Genomic DNA, 24,061 nt, shown 5'->3' on the forward strand with positions numbered 1-24,061 from the left:
ATTTACGAGGAAGGAGTCAGCATGAGCGCGCGCTTGCCTTGTATTGTTCGCGGCCTCGCACGGCGGACCGCGATTTCTGCACTGGCGATGTCGTGCTCCCTCGCCTGCGCCGGGAATCTCAATTTCCTCAAGGACACGCCCATCACCTATATGCGACCGGCCGACCGCCAGGCGCTCAACCGCGCGGCACAGGAAGCGCTAGACACGAAGAAGGACGGCGAATCGCTCAAGTGGAGTAACGCGGGCACCGGCAATACGGTGCACATCGAAGGCACAGTCACGCCTCGCGATACTGCGAAGAGCGGGAGCGAGACGTGCCGTAAGGTCACGCTCGTTGCGGTCGCAAAAGGGCAGACGCAATCGTGGACGCCGACCGCGTGCAGGAAAGGCGGCGGCCAATGGAAAATCAAACGGCAGTGACAGCGCGTTCAAAAGCTGACGGCGAAGCCGAACGACACGCCGCGCACGTTATGGCCGAAGACGTAACGCGCCATCGCGCGCGTGCGCGTGATGACGACCGGATACTTGCTGCTGTCGAGTTCGAGACCCACGCCGAGCGAAGTCAGATCGTTGAAGCCGAGCACGCCGGCGCTGTCGCCGAAGTAATGCGAATACGCGGTTTCGAGCACATAGCGCACCGGGCGGTCGAGCGCGGAAAGGCCTGTGGGCGCGCGCCAGCGCCCCCACAGGCTGAACTGCTGCGCCGTCGCCGATCCCCGCACGGCTTCCGACGATCCGCCGAAACTGCGTAAATAGATATCGGTCGCGCGAAGTTCGAGATCGACCTCGTAGTGCTCGCGGTAATGCTCCAGGTCGAGCATCAGCGAGCCGCCCACGCCATACGCATTGAGCGCGCCGTCTTCGAGGAACTGGAGGTTGGTGTTGGCGACATGGTTGAACACGGTCTCGGCGACGTGCAGATCGCTCGCCACTCGGCCGACCATGCCGTTGACGATCGGCCGCAGGCGCAACTCGTCGGTGATCGGGAAATCCCAGCCGATGCCGATGGTCGAACTGGCCGTGTTCCATTTCACGGGCACCGGGCGTTGCTGATTGCCGCTGGTTGCGATGAAGATCGGATCGTACCGGCTGTATGCGACGGTGCCTTCGAGATAGAGCGGGAGCGAGCGGCTGAGGGTGAAGCCGCCGCCGAACTGCGTCTGGCCGAAGCCCGGATTGCCGCTCGTGCCGTTGTTGATGGAAAGCGAACTCGTCGTGACGTCGGGCACCGCGGTATAGGACATGATCGCAAGCACGCCATTCGCGTACTTCCTGACGTTGGCGCCGACGACCGTGCGGTCCGGCGATGCAACCTGCGCATAAACAACCGAGGGCGTAACGACGAGAAAGAGTACGGGCAGCAAAAGGCTGTACAACCGACTACGGGGGAGGATGGGCATGCTCGGCGGTCAGGTGGACGTTGAGTGCGTTTGACGTTGTGCAACCTGATCGCGTGAGCGCAGGCTGTTGCCCAATCCTGCGGCGACGCGCCGGAAATTTAGCTTACCGATCGCTATGGGCAAACACGAATTGTCCGAAATTGAATGGTTCGAACGGAGATCGATCGAGACGGCGACAAGCAGCATTGCGCTGCAGTCACCGGTGCCGAACGGCGGGTCTCGTCTAGATCCTTAACCGTCTCGATCCGAGGCATCCGGCTTGCACCCCGGACGCCCGGAATTCGCTTCGACGACCCTCAGAAGGAAGACGCCTGATCCGCACGCGCGGCCTCGCGATACGCATCGACCGCGCTGCCGATGGTTGGATGAAAGCGCTCGGCGGGAAAGACCGACGTCAACTCGAAGCGTCTGAGCTTGTCGCGCACGGGGTCTTTCATCTCGGCGAAATGCAGGTCGATGCCGCGTTCTCTCAACGCGCGATTCAACTCGCGCAGCATGTCGGCGGACGTCACGTCGACGCTCGTCACGGGCTCGGCGGTGACGACGACGCGCTTCACGGGCGTCGGCGCGTGATCCACCGCCTCGATCACGCGCTGCTGAAACAACTCCGCATTCGCAAAGAAGAGCGGCGCATCCCAGCGAAACAGCAGCAGTCCGGGAATCTGTTCCGCGTTCGGGTAGCGCTTCAGGTCGTGATAGCCGCGCAATCCTTCCACCCGGCCGAGCACCGCGAAGTGCGGGCGCCAGCCGTCCCACAGGAACTCGATCACCGCGATCACCACGGCGATGCAGATGCCCGGTATCGCGCCGAACACGGCGACGCCGACGAAGCAGCAGATGGAAAGCCAGAACTCCCACTGCTGGATGCGATAAATGCGTTTGAGATCGCCGAACTCGAAGAGGCCGATCGCCGCCGCGATCACGACGGCCGCGAGCGCACTGTTGGGCAGATGCCGCAGCAAATTCGGCGCCGCGAGCAGGACGGCCGCGACGGCGAGCGCGCCGACGATGCCCGTCACTTGCGTGCGCGCGCCCGCTGCTTCGGCGACCGGCGTGCGCGACGAACTGCTGCTGATCGGAAAGCCCTGGAATAGCCCGGTCGCGAGATTGGCAACGCCCAGCCCGATCATTTCCTGATTCGGATCGACGCGCATGTTGGCGCGCGCCGCGAAGGTGCGCGACAGCACGCTGGTGTCCGCAAACGCGATCAGCGCCACGGCGCAGCCGCCCAGCACGATGCGGAAGAAATCGGCGCCGCTCGCCCACGGCAGCGAAAACGCGGGCAATCCCTGCGGAATCGTGCCGAGCACCTTCACGCCTTCGCGGTCGAGATGCAACACCGTGACGCACACGGTCGCCAGCACGACGGCGACCAGAATGCCCGGCACCTTGTCGAAGCGCTTGAGCAGCAGAATGAGCACGAGACTGCCCGCGCCCACGGCGAAGCTCGTCCAGTTGGCTTGCCCGGCGGCGATGGCTTCGGAGAGTGTCAGCAGATCGCGCAGCGGCCCCTGATCGTCGATGGAAACGGCGAAGAGCTTCGGCAACTGGCTGATCAGCACCGTCAGCGCGATGCCGTTCATGTAACCGTAGCGAATCGGCTTGGACAGCAACTCGGTGACGAAGCCGAGCTTCAGCAAGCCGAAGACGATGCACACGACGCCCGAGACGACCGCCATCATGCCCGCGACGGCGATGGCGCGTGACGGATCGCCCGCGCTGCCGATCACGACGACCGCGAGGACGGGCGCGGCGAGCGCCGAATCGGGGCCGAGCACGAGAATCCGGCTCGGACCGAAGATCGCGTAGGCGAGCAGCGGAACGATCGTCGCGTAGAGGCCGCACACGCCGGGCACGCCCGACGCCTCCGCGTACGCGATGCCGACGGGCACGAGCATCGTCGTCAACACGAGACCGGCGACGATGTCGTTCTTCAGCCACGCTGCGCGATAGTCCCTCAACATCGCGACGACCGGCAGATGGCGCGTCCAGCGCCGCACTGCGTCGGGGGCGCCCCGCCGCGACCGGACCGTGTGATCAGTTGGCATGGATCGGCATCGTGAAGCGTTCAATGAAGAAAGCGCGTGAGCACGACGACATACGCCGCCGTGACCGCGAGCTGGCACACCGTGAGCGGAAGGCCATAGCGCAGGAACCGGCCGAAGCTGATCGGCGCGCCTTCCTGCGTGCAGATGCCCGCAGCCACGACATTCGCCGCCGAACCGACGAGCGTCGCGTTACCCCCGAGCGTCGCGCCGTACATCATGGCGATGAAAACGGGAATGACAGGCGCGGGCCACTGCGTGAACTGGTCCGACATGGCTGACTCCGGAACGAACTCGGCCGTGACGAGATAGCCCTTGACCATCAGGATGGACGCGGCCGCGACCGGCACATTGGCGAGCAGCGAGGAAAGCAGGCCGATGCCGCAGATCATCGCGAGCGCGACGAGCGTGAGGCGCGTGCCGAACACCTCGTACAGCTTGAGCGACATCACCTGCAGCAGCCCCGTCTTCGCCATGCCCTGCACGAGACAGAAGATGCAGGTGAGAAAGAGCAGCGTCTTCCAGTCGACATCGCGCAGCACGCGATCGGTGGGCTCGACCTTGAACGCATACGCGACGAGCAGCGCGAGCGCGCTCGCGATCACCGCGACGACGGGCGGCACGATGCGCGTGGGCAGTTCCTCGCCGAACACGAAGAGCACCATCATGAGCGCGAGCACCGCGACCGCCAGCGCGGCGTAGACCGGCCGCTTCAGTTTCGCCCGCGCGACGCGGGGCGGCAGGGGCGCGACGGTTCGCCAGATCCCGCGCATCAGCACGGGCAGCAACGGAATGACCACGGCGATCGCAAGCACGCCGCCGAGGCTCGCGCGCCGCAGATACTCGCCGAAACTCATGCCGATCGAACTGCCGACGAGGAAGGTCGCCGGATCGCCGACGAGCGTCAGCAGACCGGCGGCATTGCTGAGGAGGGCGGTCAGGATCATCGGCGGCACGATGTCGATGTCGAGCGCGCGGGCAACGCGAATGATGATCGGAGCGAGGAGGATCACCGTCGTCGCATTGGGAAGCAGCGCGCACAGCGGCGCGACGATCACGATCAGCAGGAGCAGAAAGCGCTTGCCGCTACCGCCCGTGGCCCTGAGATAGTAGTCGCCGACGAGATCGAACAGGCCCGTGGTCGCCAGGATTCGCGCGACGATCATGCCGCCGAACAGCAGGCTTATCGGTCCCGCCGCGGTTCGGGCGGTCGCAAGCAGATCCTGCTCGCCGATGATGCCGAGCGCGATCAGCACACTCGTGCCGACGAGCGCGGCGACGGCCATGTCGATCAGATCGAAGGCGATCACGAGTATGACCACCGAAAACACGCCGACGACGAGGTAGATTTGCCAGTCGCTCATGATGGGCTCGCGCAGGCGTCATTGCATCGGCGGCGCGTACATCAGGCCGCCGCGCCGGAAAATTTCGTTCGGACCGCGCTCGAGTTTGATCGGGCTTCCGGTGCCGAGATTGCGGTCGAACATTTCTCCGTAGTTGCCAGCGCTCTTCAGCGCGCGAAGCGTCCAGCCAGGTGCGATGCCCAGCGTTGCGGTCACGCTCGCGTCCGGAACGAGCGCGCGCGCGACGAGCGGATCGCGGACGCGCTCGGCCTGGTTCTGACGCGTCACGCCGAGTTCTTCCGCGGCGATCAGCGTGAAGAGCACCCAGCGCACGATGACGAGCCACGCCTCATCGTCGCGGCGCACGGCCGGCGCGTGCGGCTGCTTCGAGATTCGTTCCGACAGGATCGTCAACGCCGACGCACCGCCGGGCGCGCGGCTGCGCAGCGTGGCCAGCAAGGAGACGTCGGCCGTCACGGCGCGACAACGCCCGGCGGTGAAGGCCTGCTCGAGTTCCGCCGCAGAGCCGACTACCAGCGGCTTCAGATCGAGCGCGTTCGCATTCGAGTAGATGACGAGATTGGTTTCGCTGGTCGTCTCGCGCTGAACGCAGATGGTCGCCCCTTTGAGCGATGCGAGCGTGCGAATGCCGCTCGCCGTCGGCACCATGAAGGCCTGCGCGTCGTAAAACAGCACGCCCGCGAATTGAACGCCGAGCGTGCCTTCGCGCAGCAGGGTCCATGTCGTGTTGCGCGCGAGCACATCGATGCGGCCTGTTCGGAGTGCCGGAAAGCGGGCGGACGTCCTGAGCGGGACGAAGGCGACCTTGTTCGCATCGCCGAGCGTCGCGGCGGCCACCGCCCGGCAGAAATCCGCGTCGATGCCGGACCAGTGCCCGGACGCATCCTGTTGAGAAAAGCCTGCGATGCCGTCGCTGACGCCGCATCGCAGTACGCCTCGCGCCTCGACCTGCGCGAGCGTGACCGATCCCGCCGCGAAGGCGGGGACCGACGATGTCAGCAGCGCGAGCAGCGCGGCGCCTACGATCGCGATGAATGTCACCGCAGAGTTGCGCATCGTCTTCTCGATATGAAGACTCCCGTTCACGGCGTCTTGTCACGTGGTTCGTGCTCGTAGCGGCAGAGCGTCTGCTGTTTCCTGTCTCTGCCCGGTCCGACGGGACACGTGTCAGATTAGGTTGTAGACGAAAACTGGTCCAGTTCAAGCGGTTGTTTCCCCGTATTCGAGGCAATGGCATGAAGCGCGTCGCGTCGATCTTCGCTGCTGTAGTGCGAAAGCGCACGGAAGGACCGGCTCGTCTGCCAGATACTGTGCCCTCCCCAAAGGCCGGGAGGTTTCGATGCGCGCTTACGTCTCGCTGCCGGTTCTTGCACTTCTGATTCCTCTCGCCGGGTGCAACACGCCACCCATTCCGCCGGGAAAGTCGGTGGATATCCCGACGGCGCTCCAGAATGTCCTGGACGGAGTGTGCAACTTCAAGAAGGCTCAAGCCGAACGCAAACAGGATTACGGTGTTGCGATCGACTCGATCACCGTCGAACTCGACCTGACTGTCGACGGAGCGCAAAGCCCGCCCGTCGCCGTCGCGCCCGATATCAAGTTCATCCCGACAGTCAGTTACGGGCACATCATCACGGCGAATACGGGAAGCAGGCTGCTCGTTTCGCTGAAGAACGTGGATGTATCCAAAGGGGCCGGCGTGACGTGTCCGCCGTCCGCGCCAGCGAAGCAGGAGAAGACGACGGTTCAGTGAGGCGAGGGGAAAGTCTGCGCGGTCGCTTTCAACGGGCGCGTTGGCGGCGGCCGTATGGATAACATCGGTCGCGCCAGCCATCGGCATCGCGAAGCAGACGACAGCGCTCAGGTTGCGGAAACGTCACGCTCGCGTGGCGATCGAAGCCGCCGCATGCGGCGAACACATGCGTGATCAGTCTTATCGACGCACCACATCATTCGTTCCGGCCGAGAACAGCCAGGGACTCTGCTGAAGGTTCGCGCGCTCGCCTTCTGATACGGATACTGTTGCCGCTGGTGCGATTTCCTCCGAGGGGGGCGGCGTTACCGCCGCACGGACGAGGACGCCAGCCGATGTGAGGAAAATTGCGGCCAACAACAGGATTCCCATGGCGTTTGCCTTGCAGGTCTGGCAGTTGTGAGACGCGGAGCCGTACTGTCAAGTTACACTCACGCACCGGTGTCCGATTGACACACGTCAACCGTTCGCAGACGCGTGCGACGGATTTTCATGTCAATCGCCGGTTCGCATCTCGACTTCGCCATCGATCGTTTCGACGTGGAGCTTCGTGAGACACAAGCCCTTCGCGCCGACGACACAGCCCGACCTGAGATCGAAGCGCAGTCCGTGCGCGGGGCACTGCAGTATGTGACCGTCGAGACGGCCGTTCGCGAGCGATGCGCCATTGTGCGGGCATGAATTGTCGATGGCGTGAATGACGCCTTCGACATTGAAAAGCACGACGCTACGCCCTTCGACGAACCGGAGCACGCGTGAGCCCGGCTCCGGCGCGTTGCCGCCGGCGATCGATATCGATGTGTTTCGCGTCATTTGTGTGGTGCCTAGGTGAACGTGTCTGCATCCTGGTGCAGCGACGCTTCGTGCAACCCTCTCCGTGAGAGAGGGCTGCGCGCATGCCGACGAATCGGGCGTCGCTGAAACGATACTCAATGCCACGCGCTCAAATCATGGCAGGGCGTATGCGCATCCATCCAGTCGTACGGGTCGTGCTGTTTTCCCCACGACCACGTCTGCACGGCCGGTACGCGGCTTTTTGCAACCTGCAATGGCACAGCCTTCGCCTCCAGATGAATAGCAGAGGCTACGCAAGCGGCTTCTGCAAAGGCTCATCGTTCGCCGCTTCCCCACGCAGCGTGTCGATGCGGCTCAGGTCACGCGCATATCTCGATCTGCCGATCGCGAAGGCGATCATCGCCGCGACGCTTACGAGCGGAATCAGCTGCAGGGCGCCCAGCAGACCGATACGGTCGGCGATCGCGCCGGTGACGAGCGGACCGGGCGCGAGGCCGATCAGGTTGTTGGCTAGCGTCAGCGTCGCGAATGCGGATGCATGGATCGCCGCCGGAGTCAGGTTCGCGACCATCGCGCCCGCCGGTCCCGATGTGCCCGCCACGATGAGAATCCCCGCGCCGAGCAGGACGAGTTGCAGCGGGCCGGCATCGAGCCTGAAGCCGATGGAGAGAAACACGAGCGAGAACAGACAATAGGCGAGCGCGGTGATCCACTTGCGCGACGGCGCGTTTCTGCAGATGCGGTCCGTGAGCACGCCGCACGCGACCATGCCGACGCCGCCCAGCAGCACGAAGACGGCTGCGCCCGCGGCTGCCTTGTCGGCGGGCATCGCATAGTAGCGATTCAGGAAGCTGGGCATCCACGCGATCACGGCGCCCATGATGAAGAGTTGCAAGCCGCTGCCGATATACGCGCAGACCACCGAGACCGTCGAGAACAGACCTGCCAGCAGCGTGCGCAGGCTCGTGCGCACACCGTCCGCGCGCCGTTTCGCAGCCGGGACATCGGGAAACCGTGCGGCGATGCGTTTGTCCGACACCACCAGCCGGTAGGCGATCACGAGCAAGAGGCCGAAGGCTGCCATCGCTCCGAAAGACGCTCGCCATCCGAAGTGCACGGCGACGAATCCGCCCAGCGCCATGCCGAGCACCGAGCCGAACGCGCCGCCGGCCATGAACGCGCCAGTGAGCGTGGAGCGCAGATGCGACGGAAAAATACTGAGGATGAGCGCGATACCCACGCTGCCGTAGGCAGCTTCGCCGAGTCCGACGCAGGCGCGGGCGATCAGCATTTCGCCATAGTTCGTGGCGACGGCGCAGCCGAGCGTCGCGACGCTCCAGAGCGCCGCCATCAGAACGAGGCTGCGCACGCGGCCCCAGCGGTCAGCGAGAACGGAGAGCGGGAAGGTCAGAAGACCCACCATCAGCGCGACGACGCCGCTCAGCGAGCCCAGCTGCGTGTCGGAGAGGCCCCACGCTTGTTTCAGCAGAGGGAATACCGCGTTGAGGACCTGTCGGGACATGTAGTCCGACAACAGAAGTCCGAACGTGAGCGCGAATACGATCCATGCGTATTTGCGCGATACGGCGCGGGTGGCGTCGATGTTGCGCGCGCCCGGCTCGATGCAGTCGATTTCCAAGATTGTCTCCTCCAATGTACGCCGTGGGCATCGTCATGCGCATGCGTGCGCGGCGTGCCTTTGTTCGTTGTGACCGGGAAGACGTACTTCCCGGCCTGCGCCGTGGCGTTTCAGTGTAAGTGTGAAGGCGCGGCGGCCAGCGCCGCGCCCGCGCGCCGTATGTCAGGCCGCGCGCAGCGGCATGTTGACCTGGCCCGGCTTGCGGTTCGGCGCCATGCCGTTCGCGGCAAGCGTCTCGTCGGCGGTCTCGTACTGCACGCCGATACGGTAGATCTCGCGCGCTTCCTTGCCGCTCGCGATCTCGCGTCCCAGTTCGCGCGCCACGCGCACGCACTGCTCGATCTGCTGCACCGACGTGAAGCGGTTGCCGTGCTGATCGATGATCGTGTCCTCGATGCCGCAGCGCGGATGCAGGCCCATCGACATCGCCATCATGTTGAACGGCAGGACGTTCTTCAGCAACGACTCGGCCGTGAGCGTGCAGCCGTCCGGCGCACGATGGACGAAGTTGAAGAAGTTGAACGGGTTCGGGCCGTCGAAGCCGCCGCCGATGCCGATCCACGTCAGATTCAGCGGCCCCTTGTAGACGCCCTTGCGCACGAGGCGTTCGAGCGTTTCCAGCGCGTGGATGCCGGTGAGCTGGAAGTGCGGCTGGATGTTCGCGGCCTGCAGGCGGCGCAGATGCTCCTCGACCCATGCCGGGCCGGCGGGAACGGTCATTTCGCTGTAGGCGGCCATGAACGCGGGATTCGACAGCGAGGTGCCTTCCAGATACTCCGGATACAGCAGCTCCATGATGTTCATCTGCGTCGTGTTGATCGCGACGGTCACCTGGTCGGGCTTGGGATCGAGCTCGGCGAGCATGTGGCGCGTATCGTCGGACAGCCACTTGGCGGCCTGACCGTCGTCTTCCGGCGCGAACGAGATGGAGCCGCCGACCTGAATGATCATGTCCGGCACGGCGGCGCGCACGCCCGCGATCAGCTCGTTGAACTTCGACAGGCGCTTGGAGCCCTTGCCGTCCAGCTCGCGCACGTGCAGATGCAGGACGGTGGCGCCGGCGTTATAGCAGTCGACGGCTTTCTGGACCTGTTCGTCCATCGTCACCGGAATGTCTTCCGGGAAGTCGGCGGGCATCCATTCGGGGCCGTAGGGCGCGACCGTGATGACGACCTTGTCCTGGTTTTCGGGGTGAAGCGAATCGTCGAGGAATTGCATGTTTTGCTCCAGCTTGAAATTGAATTCGATTAGAGGTGTGCGCCGCGCGGTATCAATACGGCACGTCGCCGATGATTCCGGCACGTTCCATCTTTCGATGGCAAGGCGGGTAGTCCATGACCGCGTAATGCTGCGTGCTGCGGTTGTCCCAGATCGCGACGCTGTTCTTCTTCCAGCGCCAGCGAACCTGGTATTCGGGGATGTATGCCTGGCTGATCAGGTAGCTCAGCAACTGACCCGCGCCGGGATTGGCGTCCTGCCCGAAGCGCACGCGCGCCGGCGTGTGATAGTTCGTGAAGTGCGTGGTGAAGGCGTTCACGAACAGCGTTTTCTCCTGCGTATCGGGATGCGTACGCACGACGGGATGCTCCGCGTCCGGGAACTGGGCTTTCAGGGCGAGCCGCTTTTCGATCGGCATGGCGGCCCCGAAGCTGGCTTCGATGCTGTGGCGCGCCCGCAAATCGGCGATTTGCGCCTTGACGTGCTCGGGCAGGTTCTCATAGGCGAGGACCATGTTGGCCCAGATCGTGTCGCCGCCGACTGGAGGCGTCTCGACGCAACGCAGCACGCAGCCGAACGGCGGCGCGGCACGCCATGTGGCGTCCGTGTGCCAGGCGTTTTCGTAGCGATCGTTGGGCTGGTCGGGGTTCTTGTAGATTCGCACCAGACCCGGATGCTCCGGATCGCTGCCGGCGACGGGGTGATCTTCCAGTTCGCCGAAGCGGCGTGCGAACGCGACGTGCTCGGCACGGGTAATGTCCTGATCCCGCAGGAACAGCACGCGATGCTTGAGCAGCGTCGCGCGGATTTCCGCGAACAGGCCGTCGTCGTGCACCGCATCGGCGATGCTGACGCCGCTCAGTTCCGCCCCGATGGCGCAGGTGATTTGGTCGACGCGCATAGTTTTCTCCTTACACGACGAAAATGGATGAACCGGTGGTCTTGCGCGACTCGAGATCGCGATGCGCCTGGGCCGCATCCTGCAACGCATAGCGCTGGTTGATCTCGATGCGGATGCGCCCGCTCGCCACGTGGTCGAAAAGCTCGCCTGCGAGCGCGCTTTTCTCGGCCGGATCGGCGATGTAGTCGGCGAGCGCCGGGCGCGTCAGATAGAGCGAGCCTTTCATCGCGAGCAATTGCGGATTGAACGGAGGAATCGGACCCGACGCGGTGCCGACGCAGACCATGAGCCCCCGGCGGCGCAGCGAGTCGAGCGACGATTCGAATGTGCTCTTCCCGACGCTGTCGAACACGACATTCACGCCGACGCCGTCCGTCAGTTCACGCACGCGTTTCGCGACATCCTCATGGCTGTAGTTGATGACGTGCTCACAACCGTGCGCGCGGGCGATCTGCGCCTTTTCGTCGCTCGACACCGTGCCGATGACCGTAATCCCCAGGAGACGCGCCCACTGCGACACGATCAGGCCGACACCGCCGGCCGCGGCATGCAGCAGGATCGAATCGCCCGGTTTGAACGCGTGGATGCGGCGCATCAGGTACGACGCGGTCAGGCCGCGCATGGTCATCGCGGCGGCCGTCGCGCATTCGATTCCGTCCGGCAAGCGGATGAGGGCCGCCGCGGGCACGAGGCGTTCGGTGCTGTAGGCGCCGAGCGTGTTGATGAAACCGGTGTAGGTCACGCGGTCGCCCACGCGCACCTGATCGACGCCCGCTCCGACGGCCTCCACCACGCCCGCCGCTTCCACGCCCATGCCGGCGGGCAGGGGGACCGGATACAGGCCGCTGCGGAAGTACGTATCGGCGAAGTTCAGGCCGACGGCCTCGTGACGCAGCCTGACCTGGCCGGGGCCGGGCGTTTCGACCGGGACTTCTTCCCATCGCAGGACTTCGGGGCCGCCCGTTTCGTGAAAGCGGATCGCATGTGCCATTTGTTTCTCCATTCATGCACGCGAGCTAACCGGCTCGCAGTGGATAAAGAGCCGATGCACGGCGCTTTACGCAAATTCGGTGGGTGTGTGAACTGATACGCATCGTAGTGCAGGGTGATTTTCTGCAACCCTCTCGCGTAGGGAGGGGTCGCCCCCCAAAGCGCTACGGAGCCTTCTGAAGCGCTTTTCACGCTCTATTCGATAGGCGGCCCGCGCCTCGTCGAATAGAGCGACGCGCTGCCAGGTTTGTCGAACGCCGTGGCCCCTCCCACCGCGAGAGGGGCTTGAATCGCGTTCGTTTCGTATTCTTGCTGCAATCCTTCACACACTGTCCCGATGCCGTCGGGTTGGCCCGCAACGCTGCATCGGCAGCCAGTCGAACGATGCGTCTGTGAAGGGGCCCCTTAACCGATTGCCCGGCCCTGGCCCACATTCTTCCGCCCATCGGCACGTGCAAGCGAAAAAAATATGGATACCTTATGAAGCGATGTGCAACCAGTGCGGCCGTGCTGCTGGCTTTTTCCGGCGCCGCAAACGCGCAAGGCTCGATGACGCTGTACGGCGTGGTCGATTCCGGGCTGCTTTACCAAAGCACGGCGGCGGCATCGTTCGCCCCGAATGCCCCCAATCTCGGCAAGGTGTATCGGTTCAAGGACGGCGGCATCTATTCGAGCGGCTGGGGCCTCAAGGGCACCGAGGACATCGGCGGCGGCTATCGCGTCAACTACAAGCTGCAGAGTTCATTCGACAGCGGCACGGGCAGATTCGGCCTGAGCGACACACCGGGCGTGACCGCCCAGTTCAACCAGTACGCGACGCTCGGCGTATCCGGGCCTTTCGGCAAGCTCGACGCGGGCCGCCAGATCGTCCCGATGATCTGGGCGATGTACGACACGGACGTGCGTGGCGCGCAGTACTTCGGCAGCATCCTGACCGCGTGGCTCGGCATGAACCAGGCCGCGGGCTGGCCCGGCACGAGCACGAATGGCGCGATCGGCGCGCTGTACGACAGCAACGCGCTCGTCTACGAATCGCCGAAGTTCTATGGCGCGTCCCTCGCGCTGGAGTACGCGCCTGGCGGTGTGCCCGGGCATTTCCAGGGCGGCACGCGCGAGTCGGCCGTGCTCAAGTATTCGAACTACGGACTGAACCTCGCCATGGCGTATTACAACGGGCATGACGCCAACCCGTTTCCCGCCACGTATCCCGCCACCCCGGCGATTCCGGCGACAGGGCAAGCGAACAACCGATTTTTCTACGCTGGCGCCCAATACACGTTTTACGGTTTCTCGGTGTCCGGCTCATACGGCCATGGCAAGAATCCGGCAAACAGCAGCCGTGCCGATATCGATATGTATTCAGCTGGTCTCGGCTATCGATTCACCCCCGCTTTCAAAGTGACGTCCGGTTTCTATTACCTGAAGGACAACAACAACTCGACGAATCATTCGAGCGAGTTTGCGGTGGGCGCGGAATACAACTTGTCCAAGCGCACGCTCGCTTATGCGCAGGTCGGTCATGTCGACAACCACGGAACGATGAATCAGACGATCGTATATGGACAGCCTGTCGCGCCCGGCGAATCGACCACGGCAGCGATGATCGGCGTTCGCCATAACTTCTGACTCGCGGCCGAACATCCCTTGAACAATAAATGGAACAGTCCATGAAGAGCATCAAGTCACTCCGTTCAGGTTGTGCAGCGTTGGTCGTCCTCGCGTCCATCGCAGGCATCTTTCACGCCGGCGACAGCGTCGCGGCGGCGAGCGCGCCTGCGGTTGCGTCGAGCGCGAGCGCGCCTGTCGCCACGCGCAAGGACAATCGCGCGCTGCGCAAGCTCGTCTACGCGGAATTCGCGAAAGACAAAAGCATCGACGCCGGCGATATCGGCGTCGGCGTGAAGAGCGGCGCCGTGACGCTGACCGGCACGGTCAGCGACGCCGCGCAGAGCGAGAAGGTCGCCGCGCTGACGAAGGGTGTTCCCGGCGTCGTATCGGTGACGAACAAATTGACCATCAGACGGAATTTCGCGCAGTAGTCCATGCAGCGTGCAGAGCAGGGCGGTGCCGTTGCGCGCCGCCTGGCATCAAGGAAACTCAAGTGAATCACGACATGTTCGAACCTTCTCAGTCGGCGTATGCGTACCCGCTGCTCATCAAGCATCTCCTGCACACACCGCTCGCCCACGCGCCGGATCAGGAGATCGTGTATCGCGGCGAGACACGCCTGACTTACCGCGCGATGCAGGAGCGCATCGCGCGCCTCGCCAACGGGCTTGGCCGGCACGGCGCGGTCATGGGCAGCACCGTCGCGGTGATGGACTGGGACAGCCATCGCTACCTCGAATGCTACTTCGCCATTCCGATGATGGGCGCCGTGCTGCAGACGGTCAACGTGCGGCTCTCGCCGGCGGAGATCGCCTACACGATCAATCATGCGGGCGCGCAGATCCTGCTCGTCCATTCGGACTTCCTGCCCGTCGTCGAATCGATCAGGGATCAGCTCGAATCGGTGCGCACCTTCATTCTGATCGACGACGAAGTTAGCGCAGCCAGCGCGCACGCGATCCCGTTCGCGGACGAGTACGAAAACATGCTCGCCAGAAGCGAGCCGGCATACGACTTCCCGGACTTCGACGAGAACACGCGTGCCACCACGTTCTATACGACGGGCACGACGGGCTTGCCCAAGGGCGTCTACTTCTCGCACCGCCAGCTCGTGCTGCACACGATCACAGGCATGGCGGCGCTCGCGAGCCCGGTTTCGGGACAGCGCTTTCATCGCGGCGACGTGTACATGCCGATCACGCCGATGTTCCACGTCCACGCGTGGGGCATGCCCTACATCGCGACCGTGCTGGGCGTGAAGCAGGTCTATCCCGGCCGCTATGTGCCGGAGCGGCTCGTCGGGCTGGTGCGCGACGAGGGCGTCACGTTCTCGCATTGCGTCGGCACCATCCTGCACATGCTGCTCAATTGCGAAGAGGCGAAGACCGTCGATCTGAGCAGATGGAAAGTGGTCATCGGCGGGGGCGCACTGCCTCACGGCCTTGCGCGCGCCGCGCTCGATCGCGGCATCGATGTCTTCGCGGGCTATGGCATGTCCGAGAGCTGCCCTTTGATGAGCCTCGCGCAGTTGCAGCCCGGCAGCGAGACGCTCGGCCTCGACGAGCAGGTGCCGCTGCGCTGCAAGACGGGTCTGCCGCTGCCGCTCGTCGACCTGCGCATCGTGAACGAGGAAGGGATCGACGTCGCGCACGACGGGCGCGCGAGCGGCGAGGTCGTCGTGCGCGCGCCGTGGCTCACGCAAGGCTATCTGAAGGATGCCGCCGCGTCGGCCCAGCTTTGGGAGGGCGGCTATCTGCATACGCAGGACATCGCGAACATCGATCCGAACGGATATCTGCAGATCACCGACCGCATCAAGGACGTGATCAAGTCCGGCGGAGAGTGGGTGTCATCGCTCGAAATCGAGAGCCTGATCTCGCTGCATCCGGGCGTCTCCGAAGTGGCCGTGATCGGCGTGAAGGACGAGAAGTGGGGCGAGCGGCCCGTGGCGCTGGTGGTCCCCAAGCCGGAGTTCACGCCGGCTGTGACGGAGGCGGAGATCAGGAATCACGTGCTGACGTTCAGCGAAACAGGGCGGATTTCGAAGTACGCCGTGCCGCAAGTCGTGCGGATCGTCGAATGCCTCGAAAAGACGAGCGTCGGCAAATTGAACAAGAAGCGGCTGCGCGAAGCGTTCGCGTGATCGTTCGAAGGAAAGAAAAAGCATGAGCATGACCGGATACAACATGGCGACGATCGAAAACTTCGTCGGCCGGGAGCTTGGCGTGTCGGAGTGGGTCGTCGTCGACCAGGCACGCATCGAAGCATTCGCACACTGCACCGGCGACACGCAGTGGATTCACATGAACGAGGAGCGCGCGAAACGCGAGGGCCCGTTCGGCGGCACGATTGCGCACGGCTATCTGACGCTTTCGCTGCTGGCGACGCTCGCGATCGAAGTGGGCCTCATCCCGGCGGACGCCTCGGCTGCGCTGAATTACGGGCTGGACAAAGTGCGCTTCATGACACCGGTACGGTCCGGCAGCCGCGTCAGAAGCCGCGTCGTGCTGATCGGAGTCGAAAGGAAGGGCGGCGGGCGCATCGTCGTCAAGGCGGACAACGAGTTGCAGGTGGAAGGCGAGGACAAGCCCGCGCTGATCGCGCAGACGCTCGCGATGATCGTGGCGTGAAGCGTGACAAGAAAGAGAGTACGGAGACGGACATGGCAGCAAACATGAGCAGCGACGACAACGACATCACGGCTCGCGCAACCGACGGCATGCTCGGGCCCAACCCGTTCGTCGGGCTGCGCGCCACGGATATGTTCGAAGCCGCCGGGCAGATCTGCACGCAGGCGATGCTTCATCCCGCACTGCTGCTGGAGCAGACCGCGGCGCTCGCGCGCGATCTGACGTCGGCGGCGAGCGGCAACGGCACCCCCTCGCCACCGCCGGGCGACAAACGCTTCGCCGATCCGGCATGGCGCGAGCAGTCGCTCTACCGCACGACGCTCCAGGGTTATCTGGCCTGGCGCAATGCGCTTGCGGGATTCGTCGAGCGTTCGGCGCTGGACGACCGGAGCAAGGAGCGCGCGCAGTTCGTCGCGTCGCTCGTGACGGACGCGCTTGCGCCGACCAACACGCTGCCGGGCAATCCCGCGGCGCTTCGCAAGTTCGTGGAGTCGGGCGGCGCGAGCGTCGTCGCCGGCCTGAAGAACATGCTGGCCGATACGCTCGGCAACAACGGCATGCCGTCCCAGGTCGACAAGCGCGCGTTTCAGGTCGGCAAGAATCTCGCCACTTCCGCCGGCGCCGTCGTGTTTCGCAACGAAGTACTCGAACTCATCCAATACACGCCGGCGACGCCGAACGTCCATGCGCGCGCGCAACTGATCGTGCCGCCGCAGATCAACAAGTTCTACATCTTCGATCTGTCGGCGAACAAGAGCATCGTCGAGTATCTGGTGAAGAGCGAGTTTCAGGTATTCGCCGTGAGCTGGCGTAATCCGGCCGGGAAACATCGCGACTGGGACATGAACACATATGTCGCCGCGCTCATCGAGGCCATCGAGGCGGTGCGCGACATCACCGGCAACCCGGACGTGAACCTGCACGGCGCATGTTCCGGCGCGATGACGATCTCGGCGCTGCTCGGCCATCTGGCGAGCCGCGGCGACAAGACGGTGCATGCGGCCACGCTGATGGTGGCCGTGCTCGACAGTAGCTCGCCGTCGCAACTCGGGCTCTTCACCACGCCCGAGACCGTCGAAATCGCCAAGCAGAACAGCAAGGCGAAGGGCGTGCTGGCCGGCGAGGACATGGGTCGCGTGTTCGCATGGATGCGGCCCAACGATCTGGTATGGAATTTCTGGATCAACAACTATCTGCTCGGCGAGGCGCCGCCCGCCTTCGACGTTCTCTACTGGAACAACGACGCGACGCGTCTGCCGGCAAAGCTGCACGGCCAACTGCTCGACATCTTCACGCGCAATATGCTGAGCACGCCGGGGGCGCTGGACGTCCTCGGCACGCCGATCGACTTGTCAGCGGTCACGTGCGACACCTACGTCATGGCGGGCATGACCGATCACATCACGCCGTGGAAAGGCGTCTACAACACGGCGCGCGCGTTCGGCGGCAACACGCGCTATGTGCTGAGTTCGAGCGGCCATATCCAGAGCCTGATCAATCCGCCGGGCAATGCGAAGGCAAGGTTCTTCCGTAATGCCGAACTGCCGGAGGACGCCGACGCATGGCTTGCCGGTGCCCAGCCCGAGACGGGTTCGTGGTGGAACGACTGGCGCGAGTGGCTCGCAGAGCGCTCGGGCGAATTGCGCGCGGCGCCCAAAACACTTGGCAACAAGCGGCATAAACGCCTTGCCGATGCGCCGGGAACGTATGTCATCGAGGCTTGATACACGGGGCTTCAATCGATGTGAATCACGGTCTCGTCAGACGCAAAGTTGTGATCGCAGAAAGGCGGATCGAAAAAAGTGCCGCGCGTTGGCGCGGCCTTACGCCGACATTCACATGGACAAGAACGATGAAAAGTGTGCGCACAATGGATATACAGACCGTCGCGCTCGACGGTCAACTGCTTCGCGTCGGCATCTGGCGGGGCAGTAACGCCTCGCCGCCGCTCCTCATCTTCAATGGCATCGGCGCCAATCTGGAACTGGTCCAGCCATTCGCCGACGCGCTCGGCGACGTGGAAGTCGTGATCTTCGATGTTCCCGGTGTGGGCGGATCGTCCACGCCGCTCGCGCCGTATCGCTTCTCCACGCTGGCCGTGCTGGCCGACAAGCTGCTCGCGAAGCTCGGCTATGCCGGACCGGTCGATGTCCTCGGCGTGTCCTGGGGCGGTGCGCTCGCGCAGCAGTTCGCGTATCTGTATCCGTACCGTTGCCGGCGGCTCGTGCTTGCCGCCACATCGCCGGGCGTCATCATGGTGCCGGGGAGGCTCTCGGTGCTTTCCAAGCTGATCGGCGCGCGCCGTTACCGGGACCCGGATTATCTGCGCGAGATCGGCGCGGAGATCTACGGCGGCGCGTACCGGCGCGACCCCGAACTCTTGGCCGAACATGGGCGTCACATCCAGGCGCCGGGCGGGCGCGGCTACGTGTATCAGTTACTGGCCACATGCGGATGGAGCAGCCTGCTCTGGCTCGGTTCGCTGCGCCAGCCGACACTCGTCATGCACGGTGACGACGATCCCATCGTTCCTCTCGTCAACGCGAAGATTCTTGCGCGCTGCATCCGTCGGGCGAGGCTGCATGTTATCGAGGACGGTCATCTGTTTCTCATCACGCGAACGAGCGAAGTCGGCCCTCTGGTGCGTGACTTTCTCATGCAGCAGTAGGAACGATTTGAAGCCTGCGAAAATCCACAAGCCGAAGGGCTGCCCATGAAACGTGTCAGTACGATTCCGGCGTCGATGGAGCGCAACTCCAACGGCGCCGCACCTGCTTTGTCGATCGACGTCTTTTTCGATTTCGTTTGCCCGTGGTGCCTGATCGGCAGCCGCCAACTGAAGGCCGCGATGAGCCGGTTCGCCGATTTGCGCGCCGACGTCAAGGTCGGCGTGAGATGGCGTTCATGCGAGCTTTTGCCCGAGACGCCTGCGGGCGGCGTCGATTACCAGGCGTTCTATCTTGCGCGCCTCGGCAGCGCGGAGAATGTCGCCGCCCGGCGGCGGCAGGTCAGGGAGGCGGGCAAGTCGGCAGGTATCGACTTCCGCTTCGAGCGCATCGGCGTGTTGCCGAATACCGCGGTCGCACATGCTCTTGTTGCTTTCGCGGGGGACGCGGGCACCGGGGCGTTGCAGGCGGATCTGATCGAAAGCCTGTTCACCGCCTATTTCATGGAGGGCGAGGATATCGGCGACCTGGCCGTGCTGGAGGAGCGCGCAGTCGAATGCGGCATGGAGCGTGGTAGCGTGCGCGAGCATCTGGCAGGCTGGTACGGCCGGTTCCATCGGGCGATGGACCGGCGATCGCAGAAGCCGTCTCACCCGATCGGCGGTGTGCCGTTGTTTGTGTTCGACGAGTCGTTTGCGGTGTCCGGCGCGGCATCGGCCGAAACGCTGCTCGACGCAATGCTTCGTTCGGTTCGGGATCGAAGGCAGTCGGCCTGACGCATCGGGAGGCCGCGTTCGGTCCGGGCCCGCATGCGATCCGCATGTTCATATAGCCCGGTTGGCGGTAGCTTCGGGCGTTGACCCGCGCGATGTTCTGCGTCGGGGGACCGCGCCCGGATCGTCACGATGTAGCCGCTCGTTCAGAACTGGTCCTCGTCGAGCGCGAACACGCCTTGATCGCTCTTCGTGCTGACGATCGACGCTTCGAGCGCAACGGCCTGCGGCAGCAGATGGTCGGCGAAGAAATGCGCCGTCGCGATCTTTGCGCCGTAAAACGCGGGATCGTCGGCGTGTTTCGAATGCGCCACGAGCAGTGCGCGCGCCATCTGCCAGCCCGACAGCACGATACCTGCGAGCTTCAGATACGACACGCCGCCGGCGAACACCGCTCTAGGGTCGTCTTTCGCGCTACGCAGGATGAACTCGATGGTGCTCGCAAGTGCAGCGCGTCCGGCCGCGAGGCGCCGTTGCATCGCATCGAATGCCGCGCCGTCATGCCGTCCGAGCGCGGCAAGCGTCTCGTCGACCTGAGCGAGGATCATGCGGGCCGTCGCGCCGCCGTCGCGAATCGTCTTGCGGCCGATCAGGTCATTCGCCTGGATCGCGGTCGTGCCTTCGTAGATCGTCAGGATGCGCGCATCGCGGTAATGCTGCGCCGCGCCCGTCTCCTCGATGAAACCCATGCCTCCGTGCACCTGCACGCCGAGGCTCGTGACGTCGATCGACATCTCCGTGCTCCATCCCTTCACGACGGGCACGAGGTATTCGTAGATGGCGGAATGCCGCGCGCGCGTTTCGGCGTCGATCGCGTGATGTGCGATGTCCGAGTGCGCCGCCGCGACATAGGCAAGCGCGCGGGCGCCTTCGGTCAGTGCGCGCATCGTCGCGAGCATGCGGCGCACATCCGGATGATGGATGATGGCGACGGCATGTTTCGCGGAACCGTCGACGGGACGGCTCTGCACGCGATCCTTCGCATAGGCGGCCGCCTGCTGGCAGGCGCGATCGGAGACCGCGATACCCTGCACGCCGACCGCGAATCGCGCGGCGTTCATCATGATGAACATGTATTCGACGCCGCGATTTTCCTCACCGATCAGATAGCCTGCTGCGCCGCCATGATCGCCGTATTGCAGCACGGCAGTCGGGCTCGCCTTGATGCCGAGCTTGTGTTCGATCGATACGCAATGCACGTCGTTGCGCTCGCCGAGCGAGCCGTCCGCATTCACCATGAACTTCGGCACGAGGAAGAGCGAGATGCCCTTGACGCCCTCGGGCGCGCCCGGCGTGCGCGCGAGCACGAGATGGACGATGTTGTCCGCCATGTCATGCTCGCCGTATGTGATGAAGATCTTCGTGCCGAAGACCTTGTATGTGCCGTCGCCCTGCGGTTCGGCGCGTGCGCGCACCATTGCGAGGTCGGAGCCCGCCTGCGGCTCGGTGAGGTTCATGGTGCCAGTCCATTCCCCCGAAATGAGCTTGGGCAGATAACGCTGTTTCAGCTCGTCGGAACCTGCGGTGAGCAGCGCTTCGATCGCGCCGTCGGTCAGGAGAGGGCAGAGCGCAAACGACATGTTCGCGGCGTTCAGCATCTCGATGCAGGGCGTGGCGATAAGTTTTGGCAGCCCTTGTCCGCCGAACTCCGTCGGATGCATGACGCTTTGCCAGCCGCCTTCGCCGTACTGGCGGAATGCTTCCTTGAAGCCGGGCGTCGTCGTGACCTGGCCGTCATGCCAGGTGCTCGGGTATTTGTCGCCCTCGGCGTTGAGCGGAGCCAGAACCTCGCCGTTGAACTTCGCGGCTTCGTCGAGCACGGCCTGTGCGGTTTCGAGCGTGGCGTCTTCGAAACCGGGCAGCGTGGAAATGCGCGTTATGTCGGCGAGTTCATCCATCACGAACAACATGTCTTTCAGCGGCGCGGTGTAGCTCAATTTGTCTCTCCGAATGAATATGTCCGAGCGCTACGGTAGCGTTGAAGTATTTGTCGAATGCGGGTGCCGTATCGCAAGACGACTGGAGGTCGCGGCCGATGTGAGACCCCTGAGCCGTTATGGCCGGGATGTACTTCTGGCGGACGTTCCGGGGGACGCGACGTCGGCGTGGCCGACGATGACGAGGCTCGATGTCACGAGGCTTCTCGCATTCGACACGCATCGAACCCGATCATAGAGCGACGTGGTTACGACACGCACCTCTCGCGGCGGGAGGGGATGACCTGGAGAGTACGTCGGGAGGAAGATGATGCGGCGCCGGTCCATGCCCGGCATCCGTACTTGGCTTGCACGCCGATATGTGTATCTGGCCGTGACGGCGAGACGTTCGCTGCGGGCCGTCATGGCGTTGCGCTAGGCGCGGACCGGCGCTTGCCGGCCCGGTTTCAGACGTTCGGGTCCGAAATTCACCCGATGCTCAGCCCACGCATGTCAGTGAACGCGGACTCCTCGCAGAGTCCGCGTGCGCCCTGGACTGAGCGACAGGTTCAACCCTGATTGGCCCAGAGATCGTCGACCGCGCGGATCGCCAGCAGGTAGCCGTTCGCGCCCGCTCCGCATATCACAGCGGTGGCCGCCACGGATATCGTCGAGTGACGGTACTCTTCGGTGCGCCGGTGGATGTTCGTGATGTGGACTTCCACCACCGGCCGGCCGATCAGCTTGACCGCGTCGAGCACCGGAATCCGCCCGAACGAAAAACCGGCCGGGTTGATGATCAACGCAGCGTCCTGCGTGAACGCTTCCTGAATCCAGTCGATCAGGTCGCTTTCGCTGTTGGTCTGGCGAAAGACGCAGTCAAACTTGAGCGCGTCGGCCAACGCAAGGCAGTTCCGTTCGATGTCCTTGAGAGTGGTACTGCCGTAAAGCTGAGGCTCCCGTACGCCGAGCATGTTCAGGTTGGAGCCGTTGAGGATATAGAGCTTGCGAGTCATGGTTTCAGTGTGTAGCGCAGCGTTCGAGGGCGGTGCCTTTGGTTTCCCGGGACGCCGCGATCATGAGGAAAGAGAGCAGGTTCAACGAGCCGCAGACCGCGACGATCGCCCACGGCGATCCGTGAAAGGCATTGAGCAGCGCCACGGCGACGATAGGCATCGGCCCGCCAGTGAGCAGGTTGGCTCCCGAGTACGACAGTGCGGAGCCCGTATAGCGCGCTTCGGTCGGAAAGGATTCGGCGAACCACACCGGCTGGATGCCGCTCTGGAACTGTGTGAAGCCCAGAAAGGCACCCATCACGGCCGCCGTCATGGCGATCGAATTGTGGTTGAGGATCGGAAAGTAGATGAGGCAGCACACCAGCGTGCAGAACGAGCCGATCAGGAGCGCACGCTTGCGTCCGATCCGGTCGCTCAGATAGCCGCCCGCGAGCGCGCCGACGATGGCGCAGACATTGGCGATCATCAACAGCATGAAGCCGGTCTGCTTCGGTACGCCGAGATTCTTCGTCAGGTAACTCAGCGAGAACACGACGATCAGATAAAACAGCGCAGCCGGGCCGCAGAAGAACAGCGTCAGGCGCAGCGCCGTGCGCCAATGGAATTTGAGAACGATGCCGAGCGGATTGGCAGCGCGCGGGCGTTGTCCACTCTTCCTGAGCGCTTCGAAGGCGGGCGTCTCGCTGACCTTCATGCGGATATAGATGCCCAGCAACACGAGCACGAAGCTCGCGAGGAACGGGATTCTCCATCCGAACGATTCGAAGTCCTCGAGCGAAAGCAGGCCTGACAGCGTGAACAAGGAGAGATTGGCGAGGATCTGGCTGAGCGGCGAGCAGATGCCCAGCAGGCCGGAATACAGCCCGCGCCGTTCGGCAGACGCATGTTCGACTGCCATCAGTTGCGCACCCGTCGATTCCCCGCCGAGCGCGAAACCCTGAACGATGCGCAACGAGACGAGCAATGTCGGCGCAAGGATGCCGACTTGCTGGTAAGTGGGCAGCAGCCCCATCAGAAACGACGACGCGCCCATCACCGAGACCGTGAGCAGCATCAGGTTGCGGCGTCCCCAGCGGTCGCCGAGCACGCCGCAGATCACCGCGCCGAGCGGGCGCGCGGCCAGCCCGGCCCAGAAGCTCGCCAACGACGCGAGCAGCGAAGCCGTCGGGTCGAGCGACGGAAAAAACAGCTTCGGAAAAATCGTGGCTGCGACCACGCCATACAACGCGAAGTCGAACCATTCCAGCGCCGTACCGACGGTCGCGCCCGCCACCGCGCGACGCGCCATCATTTGAGTCTGTGCGGTTCGTTCGCTCGCCGCGATGTCTGAGTCAGCAAGAACTGACA

At 64.0% G+C, this 24,061-nt stretch carries 21 protein-coding genes; 9 read left to right on the forward strand and 12 right to left on the reverse strand.

The window, feature by feature from the left end; genetic code table 11:
- The first annotated feature begins 21 nt into the window (after positions 1-21).
- Positions 22-420: an RT0821/Lpp0805 family surface protein gene (locus NCS58_RS31520; protein ID WP_250478355.1), complete on the forward strand. Its 399-nt coding sequence runs from the start codon at positions 22-24 to the stop codon at positions 418-420.
- Positions 421-428: 8 nt separating this feature from the next.
- Here NCS58_RS31520 and NCS58_RS31525 read toward each other — a convergent pair whose 3' ends face one another.
- The 4 genes from NCS58_RS31525 to NCS58_RS31540 all read right to left on the reverse strand — a co-directional run bounded on the left by NCS58_RS31525 (position 429) and on the right by NCS58_RS31540 (position 5,865).
- Positions 429-1,400, reverse strand: coding sequence for a hypothetical protein (locus NCS58_RS31525; protein ID WP_250478356.1), 972 nt, complete (start codon positions 1,398-1,400; stop codon positions 429-431).
- A 296-nt stretch (positions 1,401-1,696) separates the two neighbouring features.
- Positions 1,697-3,448 carry a SulP family inorganic anion transporter gene (locus tag NCS58_RS31530; protein WP_250538996.1) on the reverse strand — a complete coding sequence of 584 codons (1,752 nt, stop codon included), beginning with the start codon at positions 3,446-3,448 and terminating at the stop codon, positions 1,697-1,699.
- 20 nt (positions 3,449-3,468) lie between these two features.
- A complete protein-coding gene (locus tag NCS58_RS31535; RefSeq protein ID WP_061118465.1) occupies positions 3,469-4,809 on the reverse strand; it encodes an SLC13 family permease in 1,341 nt (446 codons plus the stop codon).
- 18 nt (positions 4,810-4,827) lie between these two features.
- Positions 4,828-5,865 (reverse strand): amino acid ABC transporter substrate-binding protein, encoded by a 1,038-nt coding sequence (locus NCS58_RS31540; RefSeq protein WP_061118466.1) that lies wholly within the window; start codon positions 5,863-5,865, stop codon positions 4,828-4,830.
- Between the two features lie 283 nt (positions 5,866-6,148).
- Here NCS58_RS31540 and NCS58_RS31545 point away from each other — a divergent pair, with 283 nt between their 5' ends.
- The gene (locus NCS58_RS31545) at positions 6,149-6,562 is read left to right on the forward strand and encodes a hypothetical protein (RefSeq protein ID WP_250478359.1); all 414 of its coding nucleotides are present in this window, start codon (positions 6,149-6,151) and stop codon (positions 6,560-6,562) included.
- A gap of 495 nt (positions 6,563-7,057) precedes the next feature.
- Here NCS58_RS31545 and NCS58_RS31550 read toward each other — a convergent pair whose 3' ends face one another.
- From NCS58_RS31550 to NCS58_RS31570, 5 genes are all read right to left on the reverse strand, one after another.
- A complete protein-coding gene (locus tag NCS58_RS31550; protein ID WP_250478360.1) occupies positions 7,058-7,375 on the reverse strand; it encodes a Rieske (2Fe-2S) protein in 318 nt (105 codons plus the stop codon).
- 271 nt (positions 7,376-7,646) lie between these two features.
- The gene (locus NCS58_RS31555) at positions 7,647-8,996 is read right to left on the reverse strand and encodes an MFS transporter (protein WP_284502487.1); all 1,350 of its coding nucleotides are present in this window, start codon (positions 8,994-8,996) and stop codon (positions 7,647-7,649) included.
- A gap of 162 nt (positions 8,997-9,158) precedes the next feature.
- Entirely contained in the window at positions 9,159-10,214 is a 1,056-nt protein-coding gene (locus tag NCS58_RS31560; protein WP_061118470.1) for a 3-keto-5-aminohexanoate cleavage protein, read from the reverse strand.
- 52 nt (positions 10,215-10,266) lie between these two features.
- A complete protein-coding gene (locus NCS58_RS31565) occupies positions 10,267-11,115 on the reverse strand; it encodes a TauD/TfdA family dioxygenase (protein ID WP_061118471.1) in 849 nt (282 codons plus the stop codon).
- 10 nt (positions 11,116-11,125) lie between these two features.
- Positions 11,126-12,106 carry a quinone oxidoreductase gene (locus NCS58_RS31570; protein WP_250478361.1) on the reverse strand — a complete coding sequence of 327 codons (981 nt, stop codon included), beginning with the start codon at positions 12,104-12,106 and terminating at the stop codon, positions 11,126-11,128.
- 479 nt (positions 12,107-12,585) lie between these two features.
- On the opposite strand from NCS58_RS31570, the gene NCS58_RS31575 reads away from it, so the two are divergent.
- The 7 genes from NCS58_RS31575 to NCS58_RS31605 all read left to right on the forward strand — a co-directional run bounded on the left by NCS58_RS31575 (position 12,586) and on the right by NCS58_RS31605 (position 19,785).
- The gene (locus NCS58_RS31575) at positions 12,586-13,731 is read left to right on the forward strand and encodes a porin (protein ID WP_061118472.1); all 1,146 of its coding nucleotides are present in this window, start codon (positions 12,586-12,588) and stop codon (positions 13,729-13,731) included.
- Between the two features lie 41 nt (positions 13,732-13,772).
- Complete coding sequence (locus NCS58_RS31580) at positions 13,773-14,144, forward strand: BON domain-containing protein (protein ID WP_250478362.1); 372 nt, start codon at positions 13,773-13,775, stop codon at positions 14,142-14,144.
- Positions 14,145-14,218: 74 nt separating this feature from the next.
- A complete protein-coding gene (locus NCS58_RS31585) occupies positions 14,219-15,856 on the forward strand; it encodes a fatty acid--CoA ligase (protein WP_250478363.1) in 1,638 nt (545 codons plus the stop codon).
- A 22-nt stretch (positions 15,857-15,878) separates the two neighbouring features.
- Positions 15,879-16,343, forward strand: a complete 465-nt coding sequence (locus NCS58_RS31590; RefSeq protein WP_250478364.1) for a MaoC family dehydratase — start codon at positions 15,879-15,881, stop codon at positions 16,341-16,343.
- Between the two features lie 32 nt (positions 16,344-16,375).
- Positions 16,376-18,067, forward strand: a complete 1,692-nt coding sequence (locus NCS58_RS31595) for an alpha/beta fold hydrolase (RefSeq protein ID WP_250478365.1) — start codon at positions 16,376-16,378, stop codon at positions 18,065-18,067.
- A 146-nt stretch (positions 18,068-18,213) separates the two neighbouring features.
- Complete coding sequence (gene phaZ, locus NCS58_RS31600; protein ID WP_409241451.1) at positions 18,214-19,011, forward strand: poly(3-hydroxyalkanoate) depolymerase; 798 nt, start codon at positions 18,214-18,216, stop codon at positions 19,009-19,011.
- A gap of 75 nt (positions 19,012-19,086) precedes the next feature.
- Positions 19,087-19,785 (forward strand): DsbA family oxidoreductase, encoded by a 699-nt coding sequence (locus tag NCS58_RS31605; protein WP_250478367.1) that lies wholly within the window; start codon positions 19,087-19,089, stop codon positions 19,783-19,785.
- A 143-nt stretch (positions 19,786-19,928) separates the two neighbouring features.
- Here the strand turns inward: NCS58_RS31605 and NCS58_RS31610 are convergent, their stop codons facing one another.
- From NCS58_RS31610 to NCS58_RS31620, 3 genes are all read right to left on the reverse strand, one after another.
- Positions 19,929-21,719: an acyl-CoA dehydrogenase gene (locus tag NCS58_RS31610; protein WP_250478368.1), complete on the reverse strand. Its 1,791-nt coding sequence runs from the start codon at positions 21,717-21,719 to the stop codon at positions 19,929-19,931.
- 548 nt (positions 21,720-22,267) lie between these two features.
- A complete protein-coding gene (locus NCS58_RS31615) occupies positions 22,268-22,714 on the reverse strand; it encodes a type II 3-dehydroquinate dehydratase (RefSeq protein WP_061118477.1) in 447 nt (148 codons plus the stop codon).
- Positions 22,715-22,718: 4 nt separating this feature from the next.
- Entirely contained in the window at positions 22,719-24,002 is a 1,284-nt protein-coding gene (locus NCS58_RS31620; protein WP_061118561.1) for an MFS transporter, read from the reverse strand.
- Between the last annotated feature and the right edge of the window lie 59 nt (positions 24,003-24,061).

The sequence above is a fragment of the Caballeronia sp. INML3B genome (genome assembly GCF_023631305.1).
In the GTDB taxonomy this organism is placed as follows: domain Bacteria; phylum Pseudomonadota; class Gammaproteobacteria; order Burkholderiales; family Burkholderiaceae; genus Caballeronia; species Caballeronia turbans.

Excerpts from the sequence above, each read along its gene's own strand:
- NCS58_RS31520 (WP_250478355.1), top strand. The coding sequence starts at position 22 with ATGAGCGCGCGCTTGCCTTGTATTGTTCGCGGCCTCGCACGGCGGACC.
- NCS58_RS31525 (WP_250478356.1), bottom strand. The coding sequence starts at position 1,400 with ATGCCCATCCTCCCCCGTAGTCGGTTGTACAGCCTTTTGCTGCCCGTA.
- NCS58_RS31530 (WP_250538996.1), bottom strand. The coding sequence starts at position 3,448 with ATGCCAACTGATCACACGGTCCGGTCGCGGCGGGGCGCCCCCGACGCA.
- NCS58_RS31535 (WP_061118465.1), bottom strand. The coding sequence starts at position 4,809 with ATGAGCGACTGGCAAATCTACCTCGTCGTCGGCGTGTTTTCGGTGGTC.
- NCS58_RS31540 (WP_061118466.1), bottom strand. The coding sequence starts at position 5,865 with ATGCGCAACTCTGCGGTGACATTCATCGCGATCGTAGGCGCCGCGCTG.
- NCS58_RS31545 (WP_250478359.1), top strand. The coding sequence starts at position 6,149 with ATGCGCGCTTACGTCTCGCTGCCGGTTCTTGCACTTCTGATTCCTCTC.
- NCS58_RS31550 (WP_250478360.1), bottom strand. The coding sequence starts at position 7,375 with ATGACGCGAAACACATCGATATCGATCGCCGGCGGCAACGCGCCGGAG.
- NCS58_RS31560 (WP_061118470.1), bottom strand. The coding sequence starts at position 10,214 with ATGCAATTCCTCGACGATTCGCTTCACCCCGAAAACCAGGACAAGGTC.
- NCS58_RS31565 (WP_061118471.1), bottom strand. The coding sequence starts at position 11,115 with ATGCGCGTCGACCAAATCACCTGCGCCATCGGGGCGGAACTGAGCGGC.
- NCS58_RS31570 (WP_250478361.1), bottom strand. The coding sequence starts at position 12,106 with ATGGCACATGCGATCCGCTTTCACGAAACGGGCGGCCCCGAAGTCCTG.
- NCS58_RS31575 (WP_061118472.1), top strand. The coding sequence starts at position 12,586 with ATGAAGCGATGTGCAACCAGTGCGGCCGTGCTGCTGGCTTTTTCCGGC.
- NCS58_RS31580 (WP_250478362.1), top strand. The coding sequence starts at position 13,773 with ATGAAGAGCATCAAGTCACTCCGTTCAGGTTGTGCAGCGTTGGTCGTC.
- NCS58_RS31585 (WP_250478363.1), top strand. The coding sequence starts at position 14,219 with ATGTTCGAACCTTCTCAGTCGGCGTATGCGTACCCGCTGCTCATCAAG.
- NCS58_RS31590 (WP_250478364.1), top strand. The coding sequence starts at position 15,879 with ATGAGCATGACCGGATACAACATGGCGACGATCGAAAACTTCGTCGGC.
- NCS58_RS31595 (WP_250478365.1), top strand. The coding sequence starts at position 16,376 with ATGGCAGCAAACATGAGCAGCGACGACAACGACATCACGGCTCGCGCA.
- phaZ (WP_409241451.1), top strand. The coding sequence starts at position 18,214 with ATGGATATACAGACCGTCGCGCTCGACGGTCAACTGCTTCGCGTCGGC.
- NCS58_RS31605 (WP_250478367.1), top strand. The coding sequence starts at position 19,087 with ATGGAGCGCAACTCCAACGGCGCCGCACCTGCTTTGTCGATCGACGTC.
- NCS58_RS31615 (WP_061118477.1), bottom strand. The coding sequence starts at position 22,714 with ATGACTCGCAAGCTCTATATCCTCAACGGCTCCAACCTGAACATGCTC.
- NCS58_RS31620 (WP_061118561.1), bottom strand. The coding sequence starts at position 24,002 with ATGGCGCGTCGCGCGGTGGCGGGCGCGACCGTCGGTACGGCGCTGGAA.